The sequence below is a fragment of the Paenibacillus sp. RS8 genome (assembly GCF_041956825.1).
Taxonomy (GTDB): domain Bacteria; phylum Bacillota; class Bacilli; order Paenibacillales; family Paenibacillaceae; genus Paenibacillus_AQ.
The window spans coordinates 3,485,956-3,505,699 of the sequence record NZ_CP168131.1 but is presented as its reverse complement, the minus strand read 5'-3'; the positions used below and the strand labels follow the sequence as shown (position 1 = coordinate 3,505,699).

At 45.3% G+C, this 19,744-nt stretch carries 16 protein-coding genes; 3 read left to right on the top strand and 13 right to left on the bottom strand.

The window, feature by feature from the left end; genetic code table 11:
• Positions 1-223 precede the first annotated feature (223 nt).
• The 9 genes from glcT to ACDZ28_RS17040 form a co-directional block, all read right to left on the bottom strand.
• On the bottom strand, positions 224-1,099 hold the full coding sequence (gene glcT, locus ACDZ28_RS17080; RefSeq protein ID WP_042125542.1) for a glucose PTS transporter transcription antiterminator GlcT: 876 nt from the start codon (positions 1,097-1,099) through the stop codon (positions 224-226).
• A 228-nt stretch (positions 1,100-1,327) separates the two neighbouring features.
• Entirely contained in the window at positions 1,328-2,941 is a 1,614-nt protein-coding gene (locus tag ACDZ28_RS17075; protein ID WP_375105285.1) for a hypothetical protein, read from the bottom strand.
• Positions 2,934-3,641 carry an ABC transporter ATP-binding protein gene (locus ACDZ28_RS17070; RefSeq protein WP_339289866.1) on the bottom strand — a complete coding sequence of 236 codons (708 nt, stop codon included), beginning with the start codon at positions 3,639-3,641 and terminating at the stop codon, positions 2,934-2,936. Before ACDZ28_RS17070 ends, ACDZ28_RS17075 begins: the two co-directional genes overlap by 8 nt.
• A gap of 111 nt (positions 3,642-3,752) precedes the next feature.
• Positions 3,753-5,327 carry a flotillin family protein gene (locus ACDZ28_RS17065; protein ID WP_375105284.1) on the bottom strand — a complete coding sequence of 525 codons (1,575 nt, stop codon included), beginning with the start codon at positions 5,325-5,327 and terminating at the stop codon, positions 3,753-3,755.
• Entirely contained in the window at positions 5,327-5,863 is a 537-nt protein-coding gene (locus ACDZ28_RS17060; protein WP_042125536.1) for a hypothetical protein, read from the bottom strand. Before ACDZ28_RS17060 ends, ACDZ28_RS17065 begins: the two co-directional genes overlap by 1 nt.
• A gap of 377 nt (positions 5,864-6,240) precedes the next feature.
• Positions 6,241-7,404, bottom strand: coding sequence for an iron-containing alcohol dehydrogenase (locus tag ACDZ28_RS17055; RefSeq protein WP_042125534.1), 1,164 nt, complete (start codon positions 7,402-7,404; stop codon positions 6,241-6,243).
• A 150-nt stretch (positions 7,405-7,554) separates the two neighbouring features.
• Entirely contained in the window at positions 7,555-9,135 is a 1,581-nt protein-coding gene (locus ACDZ28_RS17050) for a UDP-glucose--hexose-1-phosphate uridylyltransferase (RefSeq protein ID WP_042125532.1), read from the bottom strand.
• A gap of 49 nt (positions 9,136-9,184) precedes the next feature.
• Positions 9,185-10,171 carry a UDP-glucose 4-epimerase GalE gene (gene galE / locus ACDZ28_RS17045; protein ID WP_375105283.1) on the bottom strand — a complete coding sequence of 329 codons (987 nt, stop codon included), beginning with the start codon at positions 10,169-10,171 and terminating at the stop codon, positions 9,185-9,187.
• 4 nt (positions 10,172-10,175) lie between these two features.
• The gene (locus ACDZ28_RS17040) at positions 10,176-11,351 is read right to left on the bottom strand and encodes a galactokinase (protein ID WP_042125528.1); all 1,176 of its coding nucleotides are present in this window, start codon (positions 11,349-11,351) and stop codon (positions 10,176-10,178) included.
• Positions 11,352-11,539: 188 nt separating this feature from the next.
• Between ACDZ28_RS17040 and ACDZ28_RS17035 the strand changes: the two genes are divergently transcribed.
• On the top strand, positions 11,540-12,436 hold the full coding sequence (locus tag ACDZ28_RS17035; RefSeq protein WP_375105282.1) for an AraC family ligand binding domain-containing protein: 897 nt from the start codon (positions 11,540-11,542) through the stop codon (positions 12,434-12,436).
• A gap of 93 nt (positions 12,437-12,529) precedes the next feature.
• Here the strand turns inward: ACDZ28_RS17035 and ACDZ28_RS17030 are convergent, their stop codons facing one another.
• Genes ACDZ28_RS17030 through ACDZ28_RS17020 form a run of 3 tightly spaced genes read right to left on the bottom strand, consistent with a single transcriptional unit; the run spans position 12,530 to position 14,848 of the window.
• Positions 12,530-13,270: an NAD-dependent protein deacylase gene (locus tag ACDZ28_RS17030; protein ID WP_375105281.1), complete on the bottom strand. Its 741-nt coding sequence runs from the start codon at positions 13,268-13,270 to the stop codon at positions 12,530-12,532.
• A 34-nt stretch (positions 13,271-13,304) separates the two neighbouring features.
• Positions 13,305-14,069, bottom strand: a complete 765-nt coding sequence (locus ACDZ28_RS17025; protein WP_375105280.1) for an HAD family hydrolase — start codon at positions 14,067-14,069, stop codon at positions 13,305-13,307.
• A 38-nt stretch (positions 14,070-14,107) separates the two neighbouring features.
• A complete protein-coding gene (locus ACDZ28_RS17020) occupies positions 14,108-14,848 on the bottom strand; it encodes an alpha/beta hydrolase (protein ID WP_375105279.1) in 741 nt (246 codons plus the stop codon).
• A gap of 189 nt (positions 14,849-15,037) precedes the next feature.
• On the opposite strand from ACDZ28_RS17020, the gene ACDZ28_RS17015 reads away from it, so the two are divergent.
• Both ACDZ28_RS17015 and ilvD read left to right on the top strand, forming a co-directional pair.
• Positions 15,038-16,078, top strand: a complete 1,041-nt coding sequence (locus ACDZ28_RS17015; protein ID WP_042125518.1) for an acyltransferase family protein — start codon at positions 15,038-15,040, stop codon at positions 16,076-16,078.
• Between the two features lie 316 nt (positions 16,079-16,394).
• Positions 16,395-18,080 (top strand): dihydroxy-acid dehydratase, encoded by a 1,686-nt coding sequence (gene ilvD / locus ACDZ28_RS17010; protein ID WP_042125516.1) that lies wholly within the window; start codon positions 16,395-16,397, stop codon positions 18,078-18,080.
• A gap of 168 nt (positions 18,081-18,248) precedes the next feature.
• On the opposite strand, the gene ACDZ28_RS17005 is transcribed toward ilvD, so the two are convergent.
• Positions 18,249-19,649 carry a polysaccharide deacetylase family protein gene (locus ACDZ28_RS17005; RefSeq protein ID WP_339289862.1) on the bottom strand — a complete coding sequence of 467 codons (1,401 nt, stop codon included), beginning with the start codon at positions 19,647-19,649 and terminating at the stop codon, positions 18,249-18,251.
• Positions 19,650-19,744 lie beyond the last annotated feature (95 nt).

Genomic DNA, 19,744 nt, shown 5'->3' with positions numbered 1-19,744 from the left:
GGACTAGCAACCAAAATACTGTAAATCACTCATGCCTGATCGAATCAGTTACACGCTTGGTATTCTGTTTTAATTAGGACACGGATATTGTAGCACCGTTTTTTTGAAGTGACAAGCTTTTTTTTAATATTAGAAAGTATAAATTTCACACTATACATTATCCATATTTTTCTCGCTTAAACGCTTTCCGGCCTTATGAGGAGGCCAAAGACGTTTATGCTTATCAAGCTTTACCTTTCGTCTCCATATCCATTTCATCCTCTTTCTTCTGAGCAAGACGTTGCAGGTGAACTGTCAAATAGCTGACCTCTGCTGGATACACAGGAATTCGCACTCGGTTCTCGATAACCTTAGTTAATTGCCAAGCCAAGGTATACATTTCGGGATATTCCCGTTTCATTAGACCATCCAGCGTAGAAGTCTCCCTTACCGATTCTCCACGGCGCAGTCTTTCAAGAACAAATCGTAAATGAGTCACCAATCGCGAATAATCAAGTGAATCACGAGGAATTCGATATTCGAGGTTATTCTCTACGATTCCAATCAAATCCGCAATCAAAAGCGAATGTTGTCTAACCTCAGAAATTTGTCTATTACTCAACGCGCTAACGATATGAAGTGCCACAAAGCCCACCTCATCTACGGGTAATTCCACACCCATACCTTCATTAATTCGCTCAATCGCATACTCTGCCATCTTGTACTCTTCAGGATAAATTTCCTTAGTCTCATACAGAAATGGGTTATGAATAGGGATATTTTGTTCATAACGCCGTATAGCAAATGAGATATGATCGGTGAGTGCAATATGAACATGTTCATTAAGCGGTTGACTACTGCAATTCATAATATATAACAAAATTTCATGTACAATCTCAATCAACTTCTCATCCACTTGGGGAAGAAGCTGTTTATATTGTTCCTGCTCTTCCTGGCTACGGAGAATAAACATCTTCTCCACAGAGGATAGATTAATCTGATCATGCAATTTTCGATTAAACCCTATCCCTTTGCCAATCACAACAACCTCGGAATATTGGGGATGGTCCGCAATGATAACGTTGTTATTTAACACCTTTGCTACAGTTATGCTACTCATATTTGCCACCTCTTTTATTTCTAAACACCTGACTTCCAAGCAGCAAACGCAACATGAAACGGTACGATCAAGCAAAAAACGCCTTTGGCGTCCCTAAAGGACGGTAAGCGTTTGTGCGTGAAATATAAGGATAAAGTATAACATGAAACTTATACTTTCTTATATTTTAAAAAACTCTCGTTACCATCATATCATCAACATTCCGATATTAGAAGGACACTCTGCGTTCTATTTTACCCGAAAGGTTCGGCTGGAGAACTTGTATACCAATGTCACGGCAATAACCATATAAGCTATCGTTCCCGTCAGAACAACTAGTGTAAAAATTGACGATGCTTTTGGAAATCCGATACAAGCCACACTTAGTCCCATGACAATGCTGTTGACGATAACAAAGAACGGATTCTTCATATTTAGCTCTGTGCTGTACGGTTGAAAAATATAATACATGAACAAGTGGTGCACCGAGAAGAACAAGGAAAGACAAAGAATCGTTACCCAAAAGATCACCGCATCCATCAAACCCCAATCTGCACCAGAGAGCAGAAACAGCAGCGTACATGCAGAACATATAGCGAAAGCAGGAATAAGATTAAGTCCACTCAACTTAATAAGACGTATTTTGAAATTGTCCAGAATTGCTGATTGTTCACGATAAAAACCATACCTTAATAAGCTTAGATCACAATTGTAAAACATCGCTTTGCATACACGCTCACCTATAGAGGTATAGTTCATTATAAATACAAAAAAAGGAAGTCCGCTTAGCAGATAGGTCGTAAACTTAGACGAAGTCTCTGGCGAAATGAGCATCATTAGGACAGCCACTAAAAAGAGCACACCAATGATGGTTAAACGTCTCTGGATGGGTTGAATTAACAAGCGTTTATGCCTGGAGAAAAAAATAGCATTCAGATAGGCGTAACCTGTTTTTCCTTGAAAAGCTTTACCCTTAAGCTCTTCCGACGAAAAGTCCTTCTCCTTGGTCTGGACTTCCGCCACCCTCGCCTCTCTCATCATCCGATTCATATCCAGCAGTGGATCATCTATCTTGGTGACAACATCTACAGCACTGCGATAGTTAGGATATTTCCCAATATACACAGCTGCAATTCCTCCAAGTGCAACAATCACAAGACTCAATGGGACACTAAATCCTGCCGTATCATTTACAAAAGCATTTCCAAGATAAAGGGGCACATAGGCAAGTAAACCACCTAGTCCAATCACCGACCATACCCAACTCATCTTTTTAACTAACACAATTCCCTTTTTATCAAAAAACCAAAGGTTTAGAGCCTCGGTGACTATTCTCCAGGCCGTTAACAGTACTGTAAGCCATATGCCATGCCACAGCGGTGCGCCAAAAATCCCCGCAAAAACGGTTAAAGCTGGCACAAAATAAATAAAGAATGTTAGGCCTTTAAGTAATAGCGTAGCATGCATATACTGTTTAGCCGGAATCCTCATTAGCTTCACACATATATATTTATCCCGTTTGGGCTCTAATATAAATACATTCGAAACTCCAGCCACTATAAAGCTTAGAATGATAAAAATATGTAGGAACAATGCATACTGTTCGGCGAGCGGCATTTCTTTGTGTGTGAGAATGATTGGCAAATATATCACAATTCCCAAATAAGCGAACTTATTTAAAAATCCCCACAGTACCTTCAGTACAGCTACAATCCCAGCAAAGACTTCTTTTAGGGCAACATTGGAGTAGATATCATCTTTTAAAAGTTTACCAAGAACAGGTAGCTTTCTAAAATAGTAAATCAGCCGATTGGCTCCGGACGAGCCTCGAATCCTCTGGATGCTGCGAAGTGTCCTAATCATTGTTGCCATCCTGAAGTAAAGCTATAATCTGTTCCTCAAATTCTGGACTTTGTAGGGTCTCACGCGGAATTTCTTGAAGGGTTCCATGATTTAGAATAACCAACTCGTCACATAAATCGGCGGCCAATTGCAAAATATGCGTAGAAAAAATAATGATGTGATCCTGCTTCATCTCGCGCAGCAACTTCTTGATCTCAAGAGCGACAACAACGTCAAAAGAAGTTAAAGGCTCATCTAGTAAAATCAAAGGCGGTCGAGTAATGATAAAGCAGAGCATTTGAATTTTATTCTTCATTCCGTGGGAATAGCCCTTAATCAGCCGGTGGCGATCTTCTTCCTCAAACTTAATAATGGAAAAATAATCTTCAATGCTTTTATTCGGATCGATCTTCTCACGGTTAATGTCCATATAAAACTTTACGAACTCATAACCTGTTAGAAACTCAGGTAAGATGGGGAGAGAAAATACATATCCGATGTCCTCGTCACGAAGCGGACGGGCATTATCCTTCTCACCGATAAAGGCAGCGCCGCTATCCATTTGAACCTCACCGCTCAGACAATTGAAAAGTGTGGTTTTGCCTGCTCCATTTCGTCCGAGCAGCCCGTATATCTTCCCTCTTTCAAAGGTAAAATCAGCACCTTTAATGACCTGTTTACCATCAAAGCTCTTTTGAATATCATCTAAAATCAACTGCACGTTCTCGCACCTCTCCCATTCAATAACTAAAAGACCTAAAAACATAGAGTAAGCCCGGCAGCAATCACCGAGCTTACCTTAAGTTAAATTATTCTATAATTATTGCTTACACTAGCCTTCAGGTTGCTCCGCCACAGAAGTTGAAGCTTTGCTCGCTCCCTCCGAGGCTGCTGGAGGTTGCAGAGAGGCCGCGGGTGCGACTGGAACTGCCTTGCTTCCAGCTGCCCCTGAGGATCTTGTCGTCAGCCCTTTGATCAGGGCCTCTACGTCAATCCCAGAGACGCTCTTCAGCATCTCAGGAGCCGTAGACATCAACTGAGTTACATAGTTACTGACACGTGCCGCACCTTCACCATTACCGGTATCTACAACAGTAAGCTTATCAATGGATGCCAGCGGCTTCGCAATTTGTCCAGCCAAATCTGGCAGCATTTTGACGATAATATCGAGCACGGCTGCTTCGCCGAATTTCTGGAAGGCTTCTGCCAGCTTCTCTTTTGCTTCTGCTTCCGCTAGACCGCGCAAGCGGATAACTTCGGCATCCGCAGTACCTTTTGCCAGCTCTGCATCCGCCATCGCTTGACCTTCAAGGCGCTTTTGCTCCGCTGTTGCTTTAGCCTGCGTCTCAATACTGTATTGCAACGCATCCGCTTCACGCATTCTCTTCGCCTTATCAGCTTCTGCCGCTTGCTCTACTGCGTAACGATCCGCTTCCGCTTTTTTCTTCACTTCTGCGTCGTACTGCTTCTCACGAACTTGAATTTCTTTCGCTTGCAGATCGATTTCACGTTCCTTACGCACCAGCTCAACCTTCATCTGCTCTTCGACAACGGTCTGCTTCGCACGTGCCTCTTGAATATGGTAAGCCTGGTCAGCTTCCGCCTTCGCAGTATCCTGATCCCGCTTAAACGCTGCCACCTTAAGCTGGTTATCCTTGGAGGCTTCAGCGATATTCGTATCCCGCAGCAGCTCTGCTTTTTGCCCTTGCTCCTCAGCGTTCGCCTTTTGAATTCTCGCATCACGCACAGCTTCTGCTTCAGCGATCTCTGCGTCCCGCTTCACCGCAGCAATCCGCGGCTTACCTAACGCTTCTAAGTATCCATGTTTGTCTCGCACATCTTTGATGGTGAAGGAGACAATTTGCAGACCCATTTTCTTAAGATCGCGTGCCGCCACACCTTGAACCTCTTGCGCAAAACGATCACGGTTACGGTATACTTCCTCGACAGTCATGGAGCCGAGTATTGCACGTAAATGCCCCTCAAGTACCTCTTGAGCTTCACTCTTCAGCGCCTCAATCGGTTTCCCCATGAACTGCTCAGCGGCTGTTGCCACGTCTTCAGTGGAACTGCCCACCTTGATAATCGCAACCCCGTCAGCAATTACCGGTACACCTTGCTCGGTGTATACTTCTGGGGTCGTCACATCGAGTTTATGAGAAAGAAGTGACATAAATTCAGCCTTTTGAAAGACTGGGAGGATAAACGCCCCGCCTCCGCGCACAATCTTTATTTTACGTCCAGACCCATCGTCAGAAATATGATTGCTCCCTAAAAACGAACCGGTTACGATCATCCCTTCATCTGGTCCTACCGTTTTGTAACGTGCCCAGAATGCGATCCCTAGCACAAACAGAACAGCGACGACAACAGCAGGAATTAACAAATACTCAGGAATACCGAACATTAAAGATCCACTCCTCTTCTCTTCTCGAATTCTGATACCAACGCAACGCCTTCTCTAACTTCCACTACAACAACTTTAATCCCTGCCGGAAGCAACTCATGATCAAAGCTTGCTGCCGTATGCAGGCTATTGCCGGCTCCAAACTTTACCATAATCTCACCATAACCCGTGGCGGGAACAGGAACTGTGATTTCCCCGATCTTGCCAGGCAGATCACTCATAGAGAACCCATTGGACATCTCACTTTTTTCCATAGGCTTAACAACCCCTAGATACATTAGTACTCCCAAAAAAGCGGCGGTTAACAAAGACAAAGCAATGATCGCCCCAGTTTCCAGAGCACTGTACCGGGAAAGAAGAAGGCCCGCTCCGCCGAACACGGTAATTCCTCCTGCCAGCACGGTGGGATTCAGAAAATCAACAGATACGAAATCAAAGACCCCATGTAAGGCATCTCCGATCACATCGCCCACCAGGACGCTGACTATGGCAAATATGACGCCTAGCGCCAAGCAGCCTAAATACAGCGTTTCCATACTTACTTCCTCCTGTCTTCAATCAGGACTGTCATATTACATTAAACGTACAAAGTAGGTCCTTGGTTTCACAAACTTTGGATATTATCCCAAAAAAGTTCCATTCTGAGGATAAGCTTGCTCACATATGCACTTTTTTATTACATAGGAAGACGTTCCAAAAGACGATTAAATGGCTGCGGAAGCAGTCCTTTTTGCTGGAAACTCACATGATATTTAACGGACGAGGTCCAGATAAAGTATAGTATGAGAAGCTAGTCACATTAGACCCCTAAACGCAAAGAAGCGATTCATCCATTACAGGAGAATCGCTTCCTTGATTTTCAATTACGTCTTCTAGAATAAAGACAGATAATCTCTTTCGTTGAAGAAATTACTTACAGAGCCATTTTATAAATTTCTACTACATCTTCACGATCAAGCTTACGGAAGTTACCAAACGGTCCGAAACGAACAGCTTTGTCAGCCATACTGCCGATCTCGCTGTCATCAATATCGTAATCAGCGAGTGTCTTCGGCGCACCAATGGAATCCCAGAAGCTACGCAGAGCTTCAATACCCTCCAGCCCAATTTCCTTATCCGTCTTGCCAGCTGGATCAACACCAAACACATTTACAGCAAGCTTGCGGAAACGAGCAGGATTCGTATCCAGGTTATACTTCATCCATTGTGGGAACAGAATGGCCAATCCTCCACCATGTGGAATGTCATATACGGCTGAAACTGCGTGCTCGATGTTGTGAGTCGCCCAATCTCCAGCAAACCCCATGCTAACCATACCATTAAGCGCCATAGTACCGCAGTACATGATCGTCTCACGCAGTTCGTAATTATTCAAATCTTCAATTAGCTTCGGTGCGGTTTCGATCACCGTACGTAGCAAAGTCTCACAGAAGCCGTCTTGTACCGGTGTGTTGCCATCAGTATGGAAATAGTGCTCCAGAACATGAGACATGATATCTACCATGCCGTAGACCGTCTGATCACGTGGCAGAGTGAAGGTGTTCTCTGGGTCAAGAATCGAAAATGCTGGAAATGCATGAATACTGCCCCAGCCCATTTTTTCCTTGGTCACTTCGTTGGTGATTACAGAGCCGCTATTCATTTCTGATCCTGTAGCTGCCATCGTCAGCACTGTACCGAGTGGGAGAGCGTCTTGAGCAGCTGCCTTACGTTCAACAAAGTCCCACATGTCACCATCATATTTCGCCCCAACAGCAACTGCTTTAGCGCAGTCCAACACGCTACCGCCGCCTACAGCGAGGATGAGGTCGATCTTATGCTCGTGACACAGCTCTACACCTTTATGTACGGTGGAAAGGCGTGGATTCGGCTCTACGCCTGAGAGTTCAGTTACAACAGCATCAATTGCACTCAGCTCAGCTATTACCTTATCGTACAGACCGCTACGTTTGATACTACCGCCACCGTACATCAACAATACATTCTTGCCGTACTTAGGAACCTCAGTCTTCAACGCTTCCAGTGTACCCTGTCCAAAAATCAGCTTGGTAGGATTATAAAAATCAAAATTACGCAAATGTGTAAACCTCCATTAGTTATTTCAGAATGTTTTGCTCACTCGTATTATAAACCTCTGAATAGCCGCATTCAAATGGAGCAGCTTCAATACCATCAAAAAAGGGATGTCCTTAAGCCTACAGGCTTAAGGACATCCCCTTTCCAAACTTTATATCGCGCCGAAGCTCTTCACGAAACGACGGAAAGCAGCTTGCCCTTCCGGAGTCCGTTTATAGACACCCGCGTGTTCAAGAATATGTGTAAACTTGATGCCGACTTCGTTCTGCACAATCTTGACGGCTTCTTCATGCTGTAATGCCGTTCCGAAACGCTCTACTAGCTCCTGAACCCAAGTAGCATGCTGCGCAAGTGGATGACTAGGATCGTTCTTCACCGCTTCTAATCGTGCTTGATCTCCTGCAAGAATGCTCGCAATAGAATCGAGCTCTTCCTTCAGACGACCTGGCAGAATTGCGAGTCCCATAACCTCAATCAAGCCGATATTTTCTTTCTTGATGTGGTGCATCTCCCGATGGGGATGGAAAATCCCCTCAGGATATTGCTCGTTAGTCCGGTTGTTACGCAGCACGAGATCCATCTCGAAGCCGCCATCTTCTGCCCGACGAACGATAGGAGTAACGGTATTATGAGGCTGCACTTCACCATCAACTTCGGTGAACGCCAACACTTCTGCTTCAGGATCACTATACGTCTTCCAAGCTTCATAAAGTGCATTGCCACACTCCAGCAATACCGCTGGATCGCCACCATTCAAACGTAATACGGACATAGGCCATTTTACTATATTAATGCTGACACCCGGATAAGAAGCATGCGTGAACGTATCTTCCTTAGGTGCTTTCTGAATAGGGAAGGTGTGACGTCCACCCTGAAAGTGGTCATGCGTCAGAATCGATCCACCAACAATCGGCAAGTCTGCATTCGAGCCAATAAAATAGTGCGGGAAAGATTCCACGAAGCTGAGCAGACGCTTCAAGGTATCCTTGGTAAGTTTCATTGGTACATGATCATGATGGAATACAATACAGTGCTCGTTGTAGTAAACATAAGGCGAGTATTGAAAGAGCCATTTCTCATTATTCAGCTGAAGCGGAATGACACGCAGGTTCTGGCGCGGCGGATGGTTAACCCGTCCAGCATACCCAACATTCTCACGGCACAGCAGACATTTTGGATAGACCGGCGGCGGGAGCAGTCGGGCCATAGCAATTTCCTTCGGACTTTTCTCAGGCTTGGACAAATTGATTGTCATCTCGATGTCACCATAAGGCGAATCTTGCAGCCAGTAGACGTTCTTGGAAATCCGGTCCATCCGGATATAGTTGGAATCTATGCTTAATTTATAAAAGCGATCTGTAGCCGCGGAGATGCCTTTTTCAGCAGCTAAACGATTGAACTCCGCATTTACGTCTGATGGACGGGCCATTAGGAGCCCCATAATCTTAGCATCCAGCAAGTCACGGTAAGTGTCGCTATTCTCTGGAATCAACCCGATTTCAAAACCATAATCAATCAGTGCATCCAGTGGAACCTGTGGACCTGTAAGTGGACTTTGATCGACCTCGCCAACGAACGGCTCACTAAATCCGAACTGATCTAGCAGCACATTACGGCTAAAATCTTCATCGGATGGTGCAATGAGCTGCTCGCGGAGTGCGAACAGAACAAGTTGCTCAATCGCATATAATGCTTTCTGGCCAGCAGGCGTAACCTTATTCTCGTTGTGCATTTTTAATTCTCCTTAAGTAGGATCGTAAGCTCAATTCGAGCTAAATCCCTTATTCTCCGTATCCTTGCGGATTGGCAGAATGCCAGTTCCAGGCGCTTTGAATGATATTTTCCAAGTCAGCATGCTGAGGGTTCCATCCAAGGATAGAGCGCGCTTTGTCGGAGGAGGCTACCAGCACTGCCGGATCTCCAGCACGTCGTTCTTGAATAACTACAGGGATTTCTAGTCCTGTAACCTTCTTCGCTGTTTCAATAACCTGTTTCACCGAGAAGCCAAGTCCATTCCCCAAGTTGAAAATATTACTGCTGCTTCCGCTGCGAAGATAGGTTACTGCACGAACATGGGCATCAGCCAGATCACTCACATGAATGTAGTCGCGCACGCAAGTACCATCTTCTGTAGGGTAGTCGTCTCCGAACACGGCGATGCTCTCCCGTTGCTTCAAAGCGGTTTGCAATACCAGCGGAACCAAATGACTTTCCGGACGGTGGTCTTCACCGATTTTGCCACTAGCATGTGCACCTGCAGCATTAAAGTAACGAAGCGCTACATATTTGATACCCAGTACTTTATCAAACCAAGCCATCATGCGTTCCATGGTCAGCTTCGTTTCGCCGTAGACGTTAGCTGGCTCGGTACGGTCAGTTTCTTCAATCGGCACTTTTTCCGGTTCGCCATAGGTTGCCGCTGTGGACGAGAATACGATTTTGTTCACGCCAGCTTTTTGCATAGCTTCCAAAAGACATTGTGTGCCGTATACGTTGTTGTCATAATACTTAACGGGGTCCTTCATGCTCTCACCAACCAAAGAGCTCGCCGCGAAATGAATGACTGCCTCAATCTCGTTCTCAGCAAACAGCTTACTGAGCAGCTCCTTATCACGCAGATCGCCTTCGTACAGCCTGCCACCCAATAGCGCCTCACGATGTCCTGTCAGCAAGTTGTCGATGATTACCACTTCTTCGCCGCGATCCAACAGCTCCGCTACAGTATGAGATCCGATATACCCTGCTCCACCTGTTACTAAAATCGCCATTTGATTACACTCCCTTCAATTCTTGGACACCATTACCGATGCCGCAAACGTAGAACTCACCAACCAAACCAGATCTTGTGGTATATGCCTCGCCTACTTCACGAATAAAACGTTCTACATCATCTTCATGTACCAAGGATACAGTACAACCACCGAAACCTGCGCCAGTCATACGGGAACCGAGTGTACCCGGGATACGCTGTGCTTCTTCAACCATAATATCTAGCTCTTCACAGCTAACTTCATACAAGTCGCGCAAGGAAGCATGTGAGTCATTCATGAACTGACCAAACTGCTTCAGGTCATTGTTCTTTAATACTTCAACAGAATCTAGTACACGTTGATTCTCTTCCACAACATGGCGAGCGCGGCGTCTAACAACTTCATCCGTGATTTTATCTTGATGTGCTTCGAATTGTTCACGGTTGAGCTGTGCCAGATAAGCTAGTGAAGGCACTTCTTTTTGCAAAATAGACAAGGCCTCATCACACTGCTGACGACGCTCATTATACTTGGAATCTACAAGTCCTCTGCGTTTGTTCGTGTTGCCGATAACCAGTTTGTAAGCACCTGTGATGAAAGGTACCAGATTATATTCAAGCGTATCGCACATTAACAGGATTGCATGATCTCGTTTGCCATTAGCAACTGCGAACTGATCCATAATTCCGGAGTTTACACCTACATACTGGTTCTCAGCACGCTGAGACAAGAGTGCAATCTCAACGGTATCCGTGTCGCCGCCTTCAAGCGTCAGGAAAGCATAAGCAGTCACGACTTCAAGAGAAGCCGATGAGGACAAGCCTGCGCCATTCGGAATATCACCATGGAACAGCAGATCGTAACCTTTAGATACTGGAGTGTTTTTCTTCTCCAATTCAACCATTACTCCAACCGGATAGTCGATCCATTCTCCCGTTTTGGCCTTGCCAATTTCACTATAATCAATAGATGCTTCATAAGGAAAATTAGTAGATGCAAAATTCACTTTGCTGTCACTGCGTGGGCGAACAATCAAAGTTGTACCGAATTCCAAAGCTGCGGGTAGCACGTATCCACCGTTGTAATCCAAGTGCTCTCCAATGAGATTGACACGTCCTGGTGCATAAAATACTTGAGCCTCTTGCTCGCTTACCCCGTATTTTTCGATGAATTTCTTATTAAGTTCCTGTGTGCTCATTAATGCCACTCCATCCTTTCGCTGCTTCAGCCAGTGGGAATTAGTAAAGCGTTCTTTATGTATTCATTATAATGTAATCAGTGATCCTCTGATAATGCAATCATGTGTGTAATGTATGGATAAATGTGACTTCCCATAATATAATAATTACACAGAGAAATGATACACCCTAAACTATAAGCCATAAAATGACAATAACACAAGAAAGGCTGTCCCATATGGAGCATACTTATTCCGTAGGATCCAATCCCGTGTATTACGATAAACAAAATCTCCATGTACTGTTTGCCGGTCAAAGTCAGACGATTCCTATGCATCAAGCTGGCCCTAAGATTTACGATTATTATTTACTTCACTTTATAGAGTCAGGCTCAGGTATTTTCCGTACTGAACATCATCAATATACACTAGGACAAGGTGACTGCTTCCTTATTCATCCAGGGCAGCTGGTCAGTTATGTTTCGGATAAAGAACAGCCCTGGTGCTATCGCTGGGCAGCTTTTACTGGGAGCGAGGCTGACGACCTTGTGCTGCAGACTGGCTTTACACCTCAAAAACCTGTGTTGACTACAACGGGTGACAGCGTCATCCCAGGTGCCCTTTCCAGTATCATGCAAGCCTTCAAAGCAAACAAAGAAAGTGCCCACCTAACTTCTCTGGGATATCTTTATCTCATTGTAGGTGAAGCTGCAGATTTGCTCTCTTCTTTCTCCCGTCTTCCCGGAGCTGAATCGCAGGTTAAGCGTACTGTGAAGCAAATGATCCACTACATGGCCTCCCAATACGCTCATCCAGTATCTATTGAACAAATGTGTGATACCCTTGGCTATAACCGGGCCTATCTCTCCCGTGTGTTCAAGCAAGAAACCGGTTTGTCTCCGGTAACATACTTGCTGAAGCTGCGTATTGAGAAGTCTAGACAGCTGCTCCGTGAGCGACCAGAACTGTCTGTCGAACAGGTTGCCGCTTCCGTTGGACTCACTGACGCCCTGTACTTCTCGCGTCAATTTAAACGCTTTTGCGCCCAGTCACCCACTGCCTACCGCATCACAACGACCAGACAAGTAAAGAAGCCAGATCTTTAAGAGGCTTTTCACTTTTAAAAATTCATTTCTACAACAACAGCCCGGCTTCCTTAGCTTAAGGAACCGGGCTGTTGCTCTATTACTATTCCTTCTCTAACCAATTAGATCCTTTACACTGCCGAGTACCTTCCCAATCCGATCTGTAATCAGAAGATCAGCGCGATCATCATAGGGGGTCGGGTCGCCATTCAGCAGCACCGTACGTTTCCCCCTGAAATAAGTAACCAGACTAGCCGCAGGCTGGACCGTAAGAGAGGTGCCACCAATCATAAGCATATCTGCAGCTGTTATCGCTTCAACAGAATTCACCAGCACCGAGTGATCTAATTCTTCTTCATATAACACAACATCCGGCTTAATAATGCCACCACATTCAGGACAGCGAGGGACGATCTCATTGGAACTTAGGAGCTGCTCCAACCCGTAATAACGTGAGCAGTCCATGCAATGGTTACGATGAATGGAACCATGCAGCTCAAGTACCTTTTGACTGCCTGCCAGCTGGTGCAGACCATCAATATTTTGCGTAATAACAGCCTTAAGCTTGCCCTGACGTTCCAATTCTGCAAGCAGCTGATGAGCGCCATTCGGACGAGCGTCGGGATGAATCATTTTACTACGGTAAAAATCAAAAAAAATGTCCGGTGAGGACATAAAAAAAGTTCGGCTCAGCATCACTTCAGGCGGATAAGGTGAATTGTGCTGAGTCTGGTATAATCCTGCTGCCGAGCGGAAATCCGGGATTCCACTCTCTGTTGATGTACCTGCCCCTCCGAAAAAAACGATATTGTCACAGTCTTTAATCCAAGAAGCAAGTGTCTGCAATTGATCCATATGTTGTAGCACATCCTTTCCATTAGTATGCTGATCAGTAGGTGATCCTTAGCTCATTATAGCTAGAAATAATCACATCTGCGTCGATCAAGTGATTTCCATCACCCATGTTAGAGATTCCAACGGCGAGGCGTAATCCAGCACCCTTACCCAATTGCATATCTGCATTACTGTCACCGATAATAATCGTTACTTCTGGAGAAAGCCCAAGCTCCCGGCAGGCTAATTCAGCCATTTCAGGTGCGGGTTTTCCGTTTAATACTCTGTCTCTTGTAACTACCGAATCGAAATAATGCGCAATACCAAGCCAATCCAGATGCTCCTGAGTGGTCTTTGCACCATCTGAGGTAACCACACCTAGCTTCAGCGATGCAGCCGCGCACTGTTCCAGAAAAGAATGAAGACCTTCTAGCGGCTGTGCCGTGCGGCGTCTGCGCAATTCATACATTGCGTCCTTCGCTATGCTCTTTACACGGGTCAACGCTTCATTCCAAGGAACGCCCGCAGCATATAGCTGCCAGGCAAGCACTCCATAACTTTCTTCCTCTGTAGCCATGGTGAGCGGCCCTGCAGGATCATAACCAATCAACTTACCTGCAGCATCATGCTGAGTACCAAGCACTTTACTTCGATCCACAATAAAATCAGTTCCCATAACCGTAAGCTGGTTTTCCATTCCACGAAGAACAAGCTCGGCCCAATTCCCCCATGTGGCTAACAAATCCAATAGCGTACCATCTTTGTCGAACAATATTCCTGAACAGGGAATGCAGTCATCGTTAATGTGTAATAATGGCATAATCCTCACTCCCTTTGTTGGAAAAACCGAACCGGAGACTACCTAAGATTCCCTAGCCAATCCAGCATAGCTCTCACTGTTTCATTTTGCTGCTCTTCTTCAGAAATGGTTGCATTCCCGTCTCCCTTTTGAGGTCCATAGCTTCCAAACTGAGCGTGATTACCACCGACGATTGAACTATAGACCGTATTATCCGGCAGATAAGAGCGCCCTTTACTGTAGCTGTCTCTGTCAATCACTTGATCCTCAGTCCCTACCAGCGACAATACTGACAAAGTGGTCTCTCGTAGACTACCTTTTTCATCCGGATAAGAGGCTAGAAAAAATACACCTTCCAGCTGGTCCGCATGCTCAACTGCATAACGTGACGCCATGACGCCCCCAAGGGAATGTCCACCTAGAACAAAAGACTGCTTCGGATGTACACGAATAATCTCTTCTGCGGCATCACCCTTTGTTACTGCTAAATTAAACGGCATTTTGGCGATGTAGAAAGGATGTCCCGCAGCAGCAATGCCCTTCGCAAGTGGGGAATAAGCTTCTGGTTTCACCAGAGCTCCAGGGTAAAATATGATCGAGGCACCTTTAGTAATGGAAGGTTCGAACGAGATCCAGTTGTCATTCTGCTCGACGGTTACTCCACCACTGGAAATCAGGGCAGTTTCGGCTTGTTCGGCTGGTGCATACGGAGTTAAATATTTCCATAACAGCAATCCGGCTATAACAAGAATGATTAGTACAGTTAAACCAATACGACGCTTATTTATTCTTCTCTTCAATATGCTCCACTCCCGGATGTTACTGTATATAAGAAAATTATAGTGGAAACCCACTATTCTAACAACCTTCAACACATCGCCACATTTGGTACTCATGATAACGCTTTCACTAGTGAGTTAATTCACAATTCAATCGAAGAAAATTTTGTATTTTAAAATTAAAGCATCAAGCATCATTGGGGGGAAGTCATGGTAGGGGATAACTCGCTAGACACACCTGGAAAGACCTTTTTTCTAAATTTACGTTTTGTTCTCATTGTCACTGTAATCGTTGGAAACGCCATAGAACCACTGATAGGCTCAATGAGCAGCTTGCATAGCTTATATTTGTGGATCTTCAGCTTCCATATGCCCCTCTTCGTGCTCGTTACAGGCTTTTTTGCCAATAAACACCTTACAGGGACGCAAGGCCGTCGCATAATCATGCAAATCGGACTGCAGTACATTATTTTTCAAAGCCTCTACTCTGTGCTAGACGCCGCCATATATCACGTACAGGGTATCCATCATTCTTTTTTCGCCCCCTATTTGCTCTTATGGTTCCTGGCAAGTCATGCCTTCTGGCGTTTGCTAATGATCGGGATGCGTAAATGGACGCCTGCCATGCAATTCATTTTTGCTATCGTTGCTGGAATTGCCATTGGATACCTACAGCTTGATGGCATATGGTTCAGCATTAGCCGTACTTTCGTATACCTGCCATTTTTCGTATTAGGTTATCATTTTCCGTTCCAGACCTTTTTACGCTTTTTTCAAAAAAAGATTAAAGTCACTGCTGCCGCAGTCTCCATCCTTCTATTCCTTCTGTTTGCATCTGGGGGCTCAGAGTTCCCGATAGGCTGGCTTTACGGAAGTATGACTTACATGCAGCTTGGACTTCATGAATGGTACGCAGGAGTTTATCGGTTAGCTGTTTACGGTCTGCAAATCACTGCTGCACTAGCATTTATGGGGTGGATTCCTTACTTGCTCAGCCGGATGACTGACTGGGGTTCCCGTACATTGTATGTTTTTCTACTTCACGGATTTATCATTCGTTTTGCCGCCGTTTCTGGCCTGTACTCCTATATCAACCATTCTATAGGCGCCGTCTTATTAGTGTTCTCCGCAATCTTACTAACCATTCTCTTAGCCCAACCAAGTGTAAAACGACTGATGCATCCTATTGTTGAGCCTCCCGTTGGCTGGATGATCACCCTGCAGCGTGTTGCCTTAAGGCGCTCATTATAAGTGGCCTATCCCCTAGCGGATAGGTTTTTTTATACGATTTTAGGCTGGTCTCCTCATCAGAAACTTCACATTGTCCGGTAGAAAAAACGTGCTCTTTGTGATAGACTCACTAATAACAATGACTTCTCCGTTCATTATAGGCGGGAAACGTTTATACCAAAACAGCGGCATTATTTATAGAATCGGCTTCGCCCTTCTTCTCTAGGAAGCTCGTCCCCGTTCATTCTATAAACCGTATATACGCAGGTCTTTGGAGTTCATTGCGTTAATGCGACACTATATTTCATTGCAATTTATTTAGGGGGGAAATGTCAATATGGCAGCTAAGAAAATGCGTTCAGACATGATTAAAAAAGGCTTTGACCGTGCTCCACACCGTAGTCTCCTGCGTGCAGCCGGAGTAAAAGAAGAAGATTTCGGAAAGCCGTTTATTGCGGTCTGCAATTCCTATATTGATATTGTTCCAGGTCATGTGCATCTGCAAGAGTTCGGTAAGATCGTTAAGGAAGCGATTCGTGAAGCTGGCGGCGTTCCTTTCGAATTCAATACGATCGGCGTAGATGACGGTATCGCAATGGGACATATCGGCATGCGTTATTCACTGCCAAGCCGTGAGATCATCGCTGACGCCTTGGAAACTGTAGTTTCCGCGCATTGGTTCGATGGCATGGTCTGCATCCCTAACTGCGATAAAATCACACCGGGTATGATGATGGGCGCACTGCGTGTCAACATCCCAACCATGTTCGTAAGCGGCGGACCAATGAAAGCCGGCGTAGACAGTAAAGGTAAAAAACTCTCCCTTACCTCCGTATTTGAGGGCGTAGGTGCTCACCAAGTCGGCAAAATCAACGATGCTGAGCTGCTTGAATTAGAACAATTCGGTTGTCCTACCTGCGGATCTTGTTCAGGAATGTTCACAGCCAACTCCATGAACTGCTTGGCAGAAGCACTTGGACTTGCATTGCCAGGTAATGGTACCATCCTAGCTGTAGCTGATGAGCGTAGAGAATTTGTACGCAGATCTGCTACTCAATTGATGGAATTGATTAAATTAGATCTTAAACCAAGAGATATCGTAACTAAGGAATCCCTAGATAACGCTTTTGCACTGGATATGGCAATGGGCGGATCCACCAATACGGTGCTGCACACCCTTGCGCTAGCTCAAGAAGCTGGTATCGATTATCCGCTTGAACGTATTAACGAAGTGGCTAACCGTGTTCCTTATTTGGCGAAGCTGGCTCCAGCATCCGATATTTTCATCGAAGATGTGGACCGCGCAGGCGGCGTTAGTGCCGTCTTGAATGAACTGCTGAAGAAACCAGGTGCTCTGTACGGAGACTGCATGACGGTTACCGGCAAAACATTAGCCGAAAACGTAATCGGACATGAGATCCAAGATACTTCGGTTATTCATAAGATCGATAACCCTTACTCCGAAAGAGGCGGTCTCGCCGTCCTATACGGCAACCTGGCTCCTGAAGGTTCCATCATTAAAGTAGGTGCAGTAGATGCTTCTGTTGGTGGATATCACAAAGGTCCTGCGATCTGCTTTGATTCCCAAGAATCCGCACTCGAAGGTATCGCTAACGGTAAGGTTAAAGAAGGCCATGTAGTCGTTATCCGTTATGAAGGTCCAAAGGGTGGACCGGGAATGCCGGAAATGCTAGCTCCTACTTCACAAATCGTGGGCATGGGTCTGGGTGCTAAGGTTGGTCTGATTACAGACGGACGTTTCTCGGGGGCTTCCCGCGGAATCAGTATCGGTCATATTTCTCCAGAAGCTGCTGAAGGCGGCCCGATCGCTTTTGTTGAGGATGGCGACATCATTGAACTCGACCTCAACAATCGTAAGATTGAACTGCTGGTTGACGAAGAAGTATTGGCGGTTCGCCGTACGGGCTGGAAAGAGTTTGAGCCTAAAGTTAAGACTGGTTACCTGGCTCGCTATTCCAAAATGGTTACCAACGCAAGTAACGGTGCAGTACTGAAGATTTAATTCGCCTAGTTCTAATTGTTCCTAGCATACAAGAGCAGTTCACCTTAGATAATCTATGGTCGGACTGCTCTTTTTTATTGGACATAAGAAAAGATGCCCCACAATCCATTTCTGGTTTGTGAGGCATCTACATTGCCATTCATTATATAAGACTAATAATATCAAGAATCAATTCGTTACTGTTGCTCCTGGTAATTCCACTTCTGAAAGTGAATCGTTAAGCGACAAGGCTTCCTCTTGCTGTGGTTTACGTTTTCTTACTGACCTTTCATCATGAGGCAGTTGCTGATTCATCTTCTTGAGCAATTCTGAGACAGGCATCAAGATTAGCTTCGGTACAAGGACCTCACTCCGCTCCTTGAGCCTAGCACCACCATCTGGATGAATCACACTTAACAGGATCTTTAAGTAAAACTTGGTGGAGCGTGCGAATAAACCATCCGGCAAATCATGTACACTAAAGCCAAATTTCTCTGGCCCACGGTTTATCATACTAACCCCATAAAGTGCTTTGGCTTGCGCAAGATCCACATCCTTGGCAATGACTTCCGCCAGCATTGGCAACCCTTTCTCCATTCTGCGGATCATTCGAATCGCAAGTTGAGCAGAAGAACGAGAATGAATACCTATTTCGAATAATTGCTTGTTATCAATATGCAGCTCAATGATTTTATCGCCTTTTCTCAGCTGGGTTCCATCACCGAGTTCAACAGGCTCTCCCTGATATTTACGCATTCGATAATGCATGAATGGATCCGCCGGGTTAATCGTCTTAAGCTGGAACAATACTTGAAATACTTGCTCCCAAGCCAACCAGAGTCCTACCAGTACTCGTTTACCAAAGGATAAACGCCGAATCGGTGATTTCTCCGCCATCTTGATCATGTCATCCACTCGAATGCTACGCAGTCCTCTTCTTTGGGCCTCCTGCAGCGTCAGTTCAAGGGCTACAAGCATATTCTCGGGTGCGTCCGGATCGGCACCCAGCGTTGTACCGCTATCATGCAGCAGCATTACTTCACCGGGATTCAATCGGGCAAGCATTTTTTCGGTGAGCCGCTGCGCACCAAGCTTCTCACGCCAATCGCCAAACATTACCGACCAAAGAACAATTTCAACTTGGCGACGCTTAGAAATATCGAACAAATTGACAATCCCCCAAGGTGGACGGTAATACGTACTACGCTCGCCTATTATGTTGTAGATAATATCATTCGTGCGCTGAATCTGCCGACGAACGGTTGCGGGCCGCATGAGCCAGTTCGTCTTGTGAACATAATTATGAATTCCAATAAGATGTCCCTCTGCATGTATCCGCCTAATAAGCTCCGGATAACGTTCAGCGTTAGATCCTACTACAAAAAAGGTTGCTTTTGCATCATACTTCTTCAATAAATCCAGGAGTAACGGTGTAAATCGAGGGTCAGGTCCATCGTCAAAGGTCAACGCGAACTCATTCAGCCCAGTTCCTTTACGAAAGACACGGTAACCAAAAATGCGGCTAATCATACCCGGGATAAAAGCATAAAAAGATGAGATATAAAATAACCAGAGCAGCAAAGTCTGCATATGAATTCCTCGCTTTTCCAGAGTTGACTTTGGCTCGCCTTACGTCTGCAAGCAGAACCTGTGATACGGCCAAGTGAAATTAGACAAAAAATACG

Bases quoted from the DNA above. Each gene is read 5' to 3' on its own strand.
- glcT (WP_042125542.1), bottom strand. From the start codon at position 1,099: ATGAGTAGCATAACTGTAGCAAAGGTGTTAAATAACAACGTTATCATT.
- ACDZ28_RS17075 (WP_375105285.1), bottom strand. From the start codon at position 2,941: ATGATTAGGACACTTCGCAGCATCCAGAGGATTCGAGGCTCGTCCGGA.
- ACDZ28_RS17065 (WP_375105284.1), bottom strand. From the start codon at position 5,327: ATGTTCGGTATTCCTGAGTATTTGTTAATTCCTGCTGTTGTCGTCGCT.
- ACDZ28_RS17060 (WP_042125536.1), bottom strand. From the start codon at position 5,863: ATGGAAACGCTGTATTTAGGCTGCTTGGCGCTAGGCGTCATATTTGCC.
- ACDZ28_RS17050 (WP_042125532.1), bottom strand. From the start codon at position 9,135: ATGCACAACGAGAATAAGGTTACGCCTGCTGGCCAGAAAGCATTATAT.
- galE (WP_375105283.1), bottom strand. From the start codon at position 10,171: ATGGCGATTTTAGTAACAGGTGGAGCAGGGTATATCGGATCTCATACT.
- ACDZ28_RS17040 (WP_042125528.1), bottom strand. From the start codon at position 11,351: ATGAGCACACAGGAACTTAATAAGAAATTCATCGAAAAATACGGGGTA.
- ACDZ28_RS17035 (WP_375105282.1), top strand. From the start codon at position 11,540: ATGACAATAACACAAGAAAGGCTGTCCCATATGGAGCATACTTATTCC.
- ACDZ28_RS17030 (WP_375105281.1), bottom strand. From the start codon at position 13,270: ATGGATCAATTGCAGACACTTGCTTCTTGGATTAAAGACTGTGACAAT.
- ACDZ28_RS17025 (WP_375105280.1), bottom strand. From the start codon at position 14,069: ATGCCATTATTACACATTAACGATGACTGCATTCCCTGTTCAGGAATA.
- ACDZ28_RS17015 (WP_042125518.1), top strand. From the start codon at position 15,038: ATGGTAGGGGATAACTCGCTAGACACACCTGGAAAGACCTTTTTTCTA.
- ilvD (WP_042125516.1), top strand. From the start codon at position 16,395: ATGGCAGCTAAGAAAATGCGTTCAGACATGATTAAAAAAGGCTTTGAC.
- ACDZ28_RS17005 (WP_339289862.1), bottom strand. From the start codon at position 19,649: ATGCAGACTTTGCTGCTCTGGTTATTTTATATCTCATCTTTTTATGCT.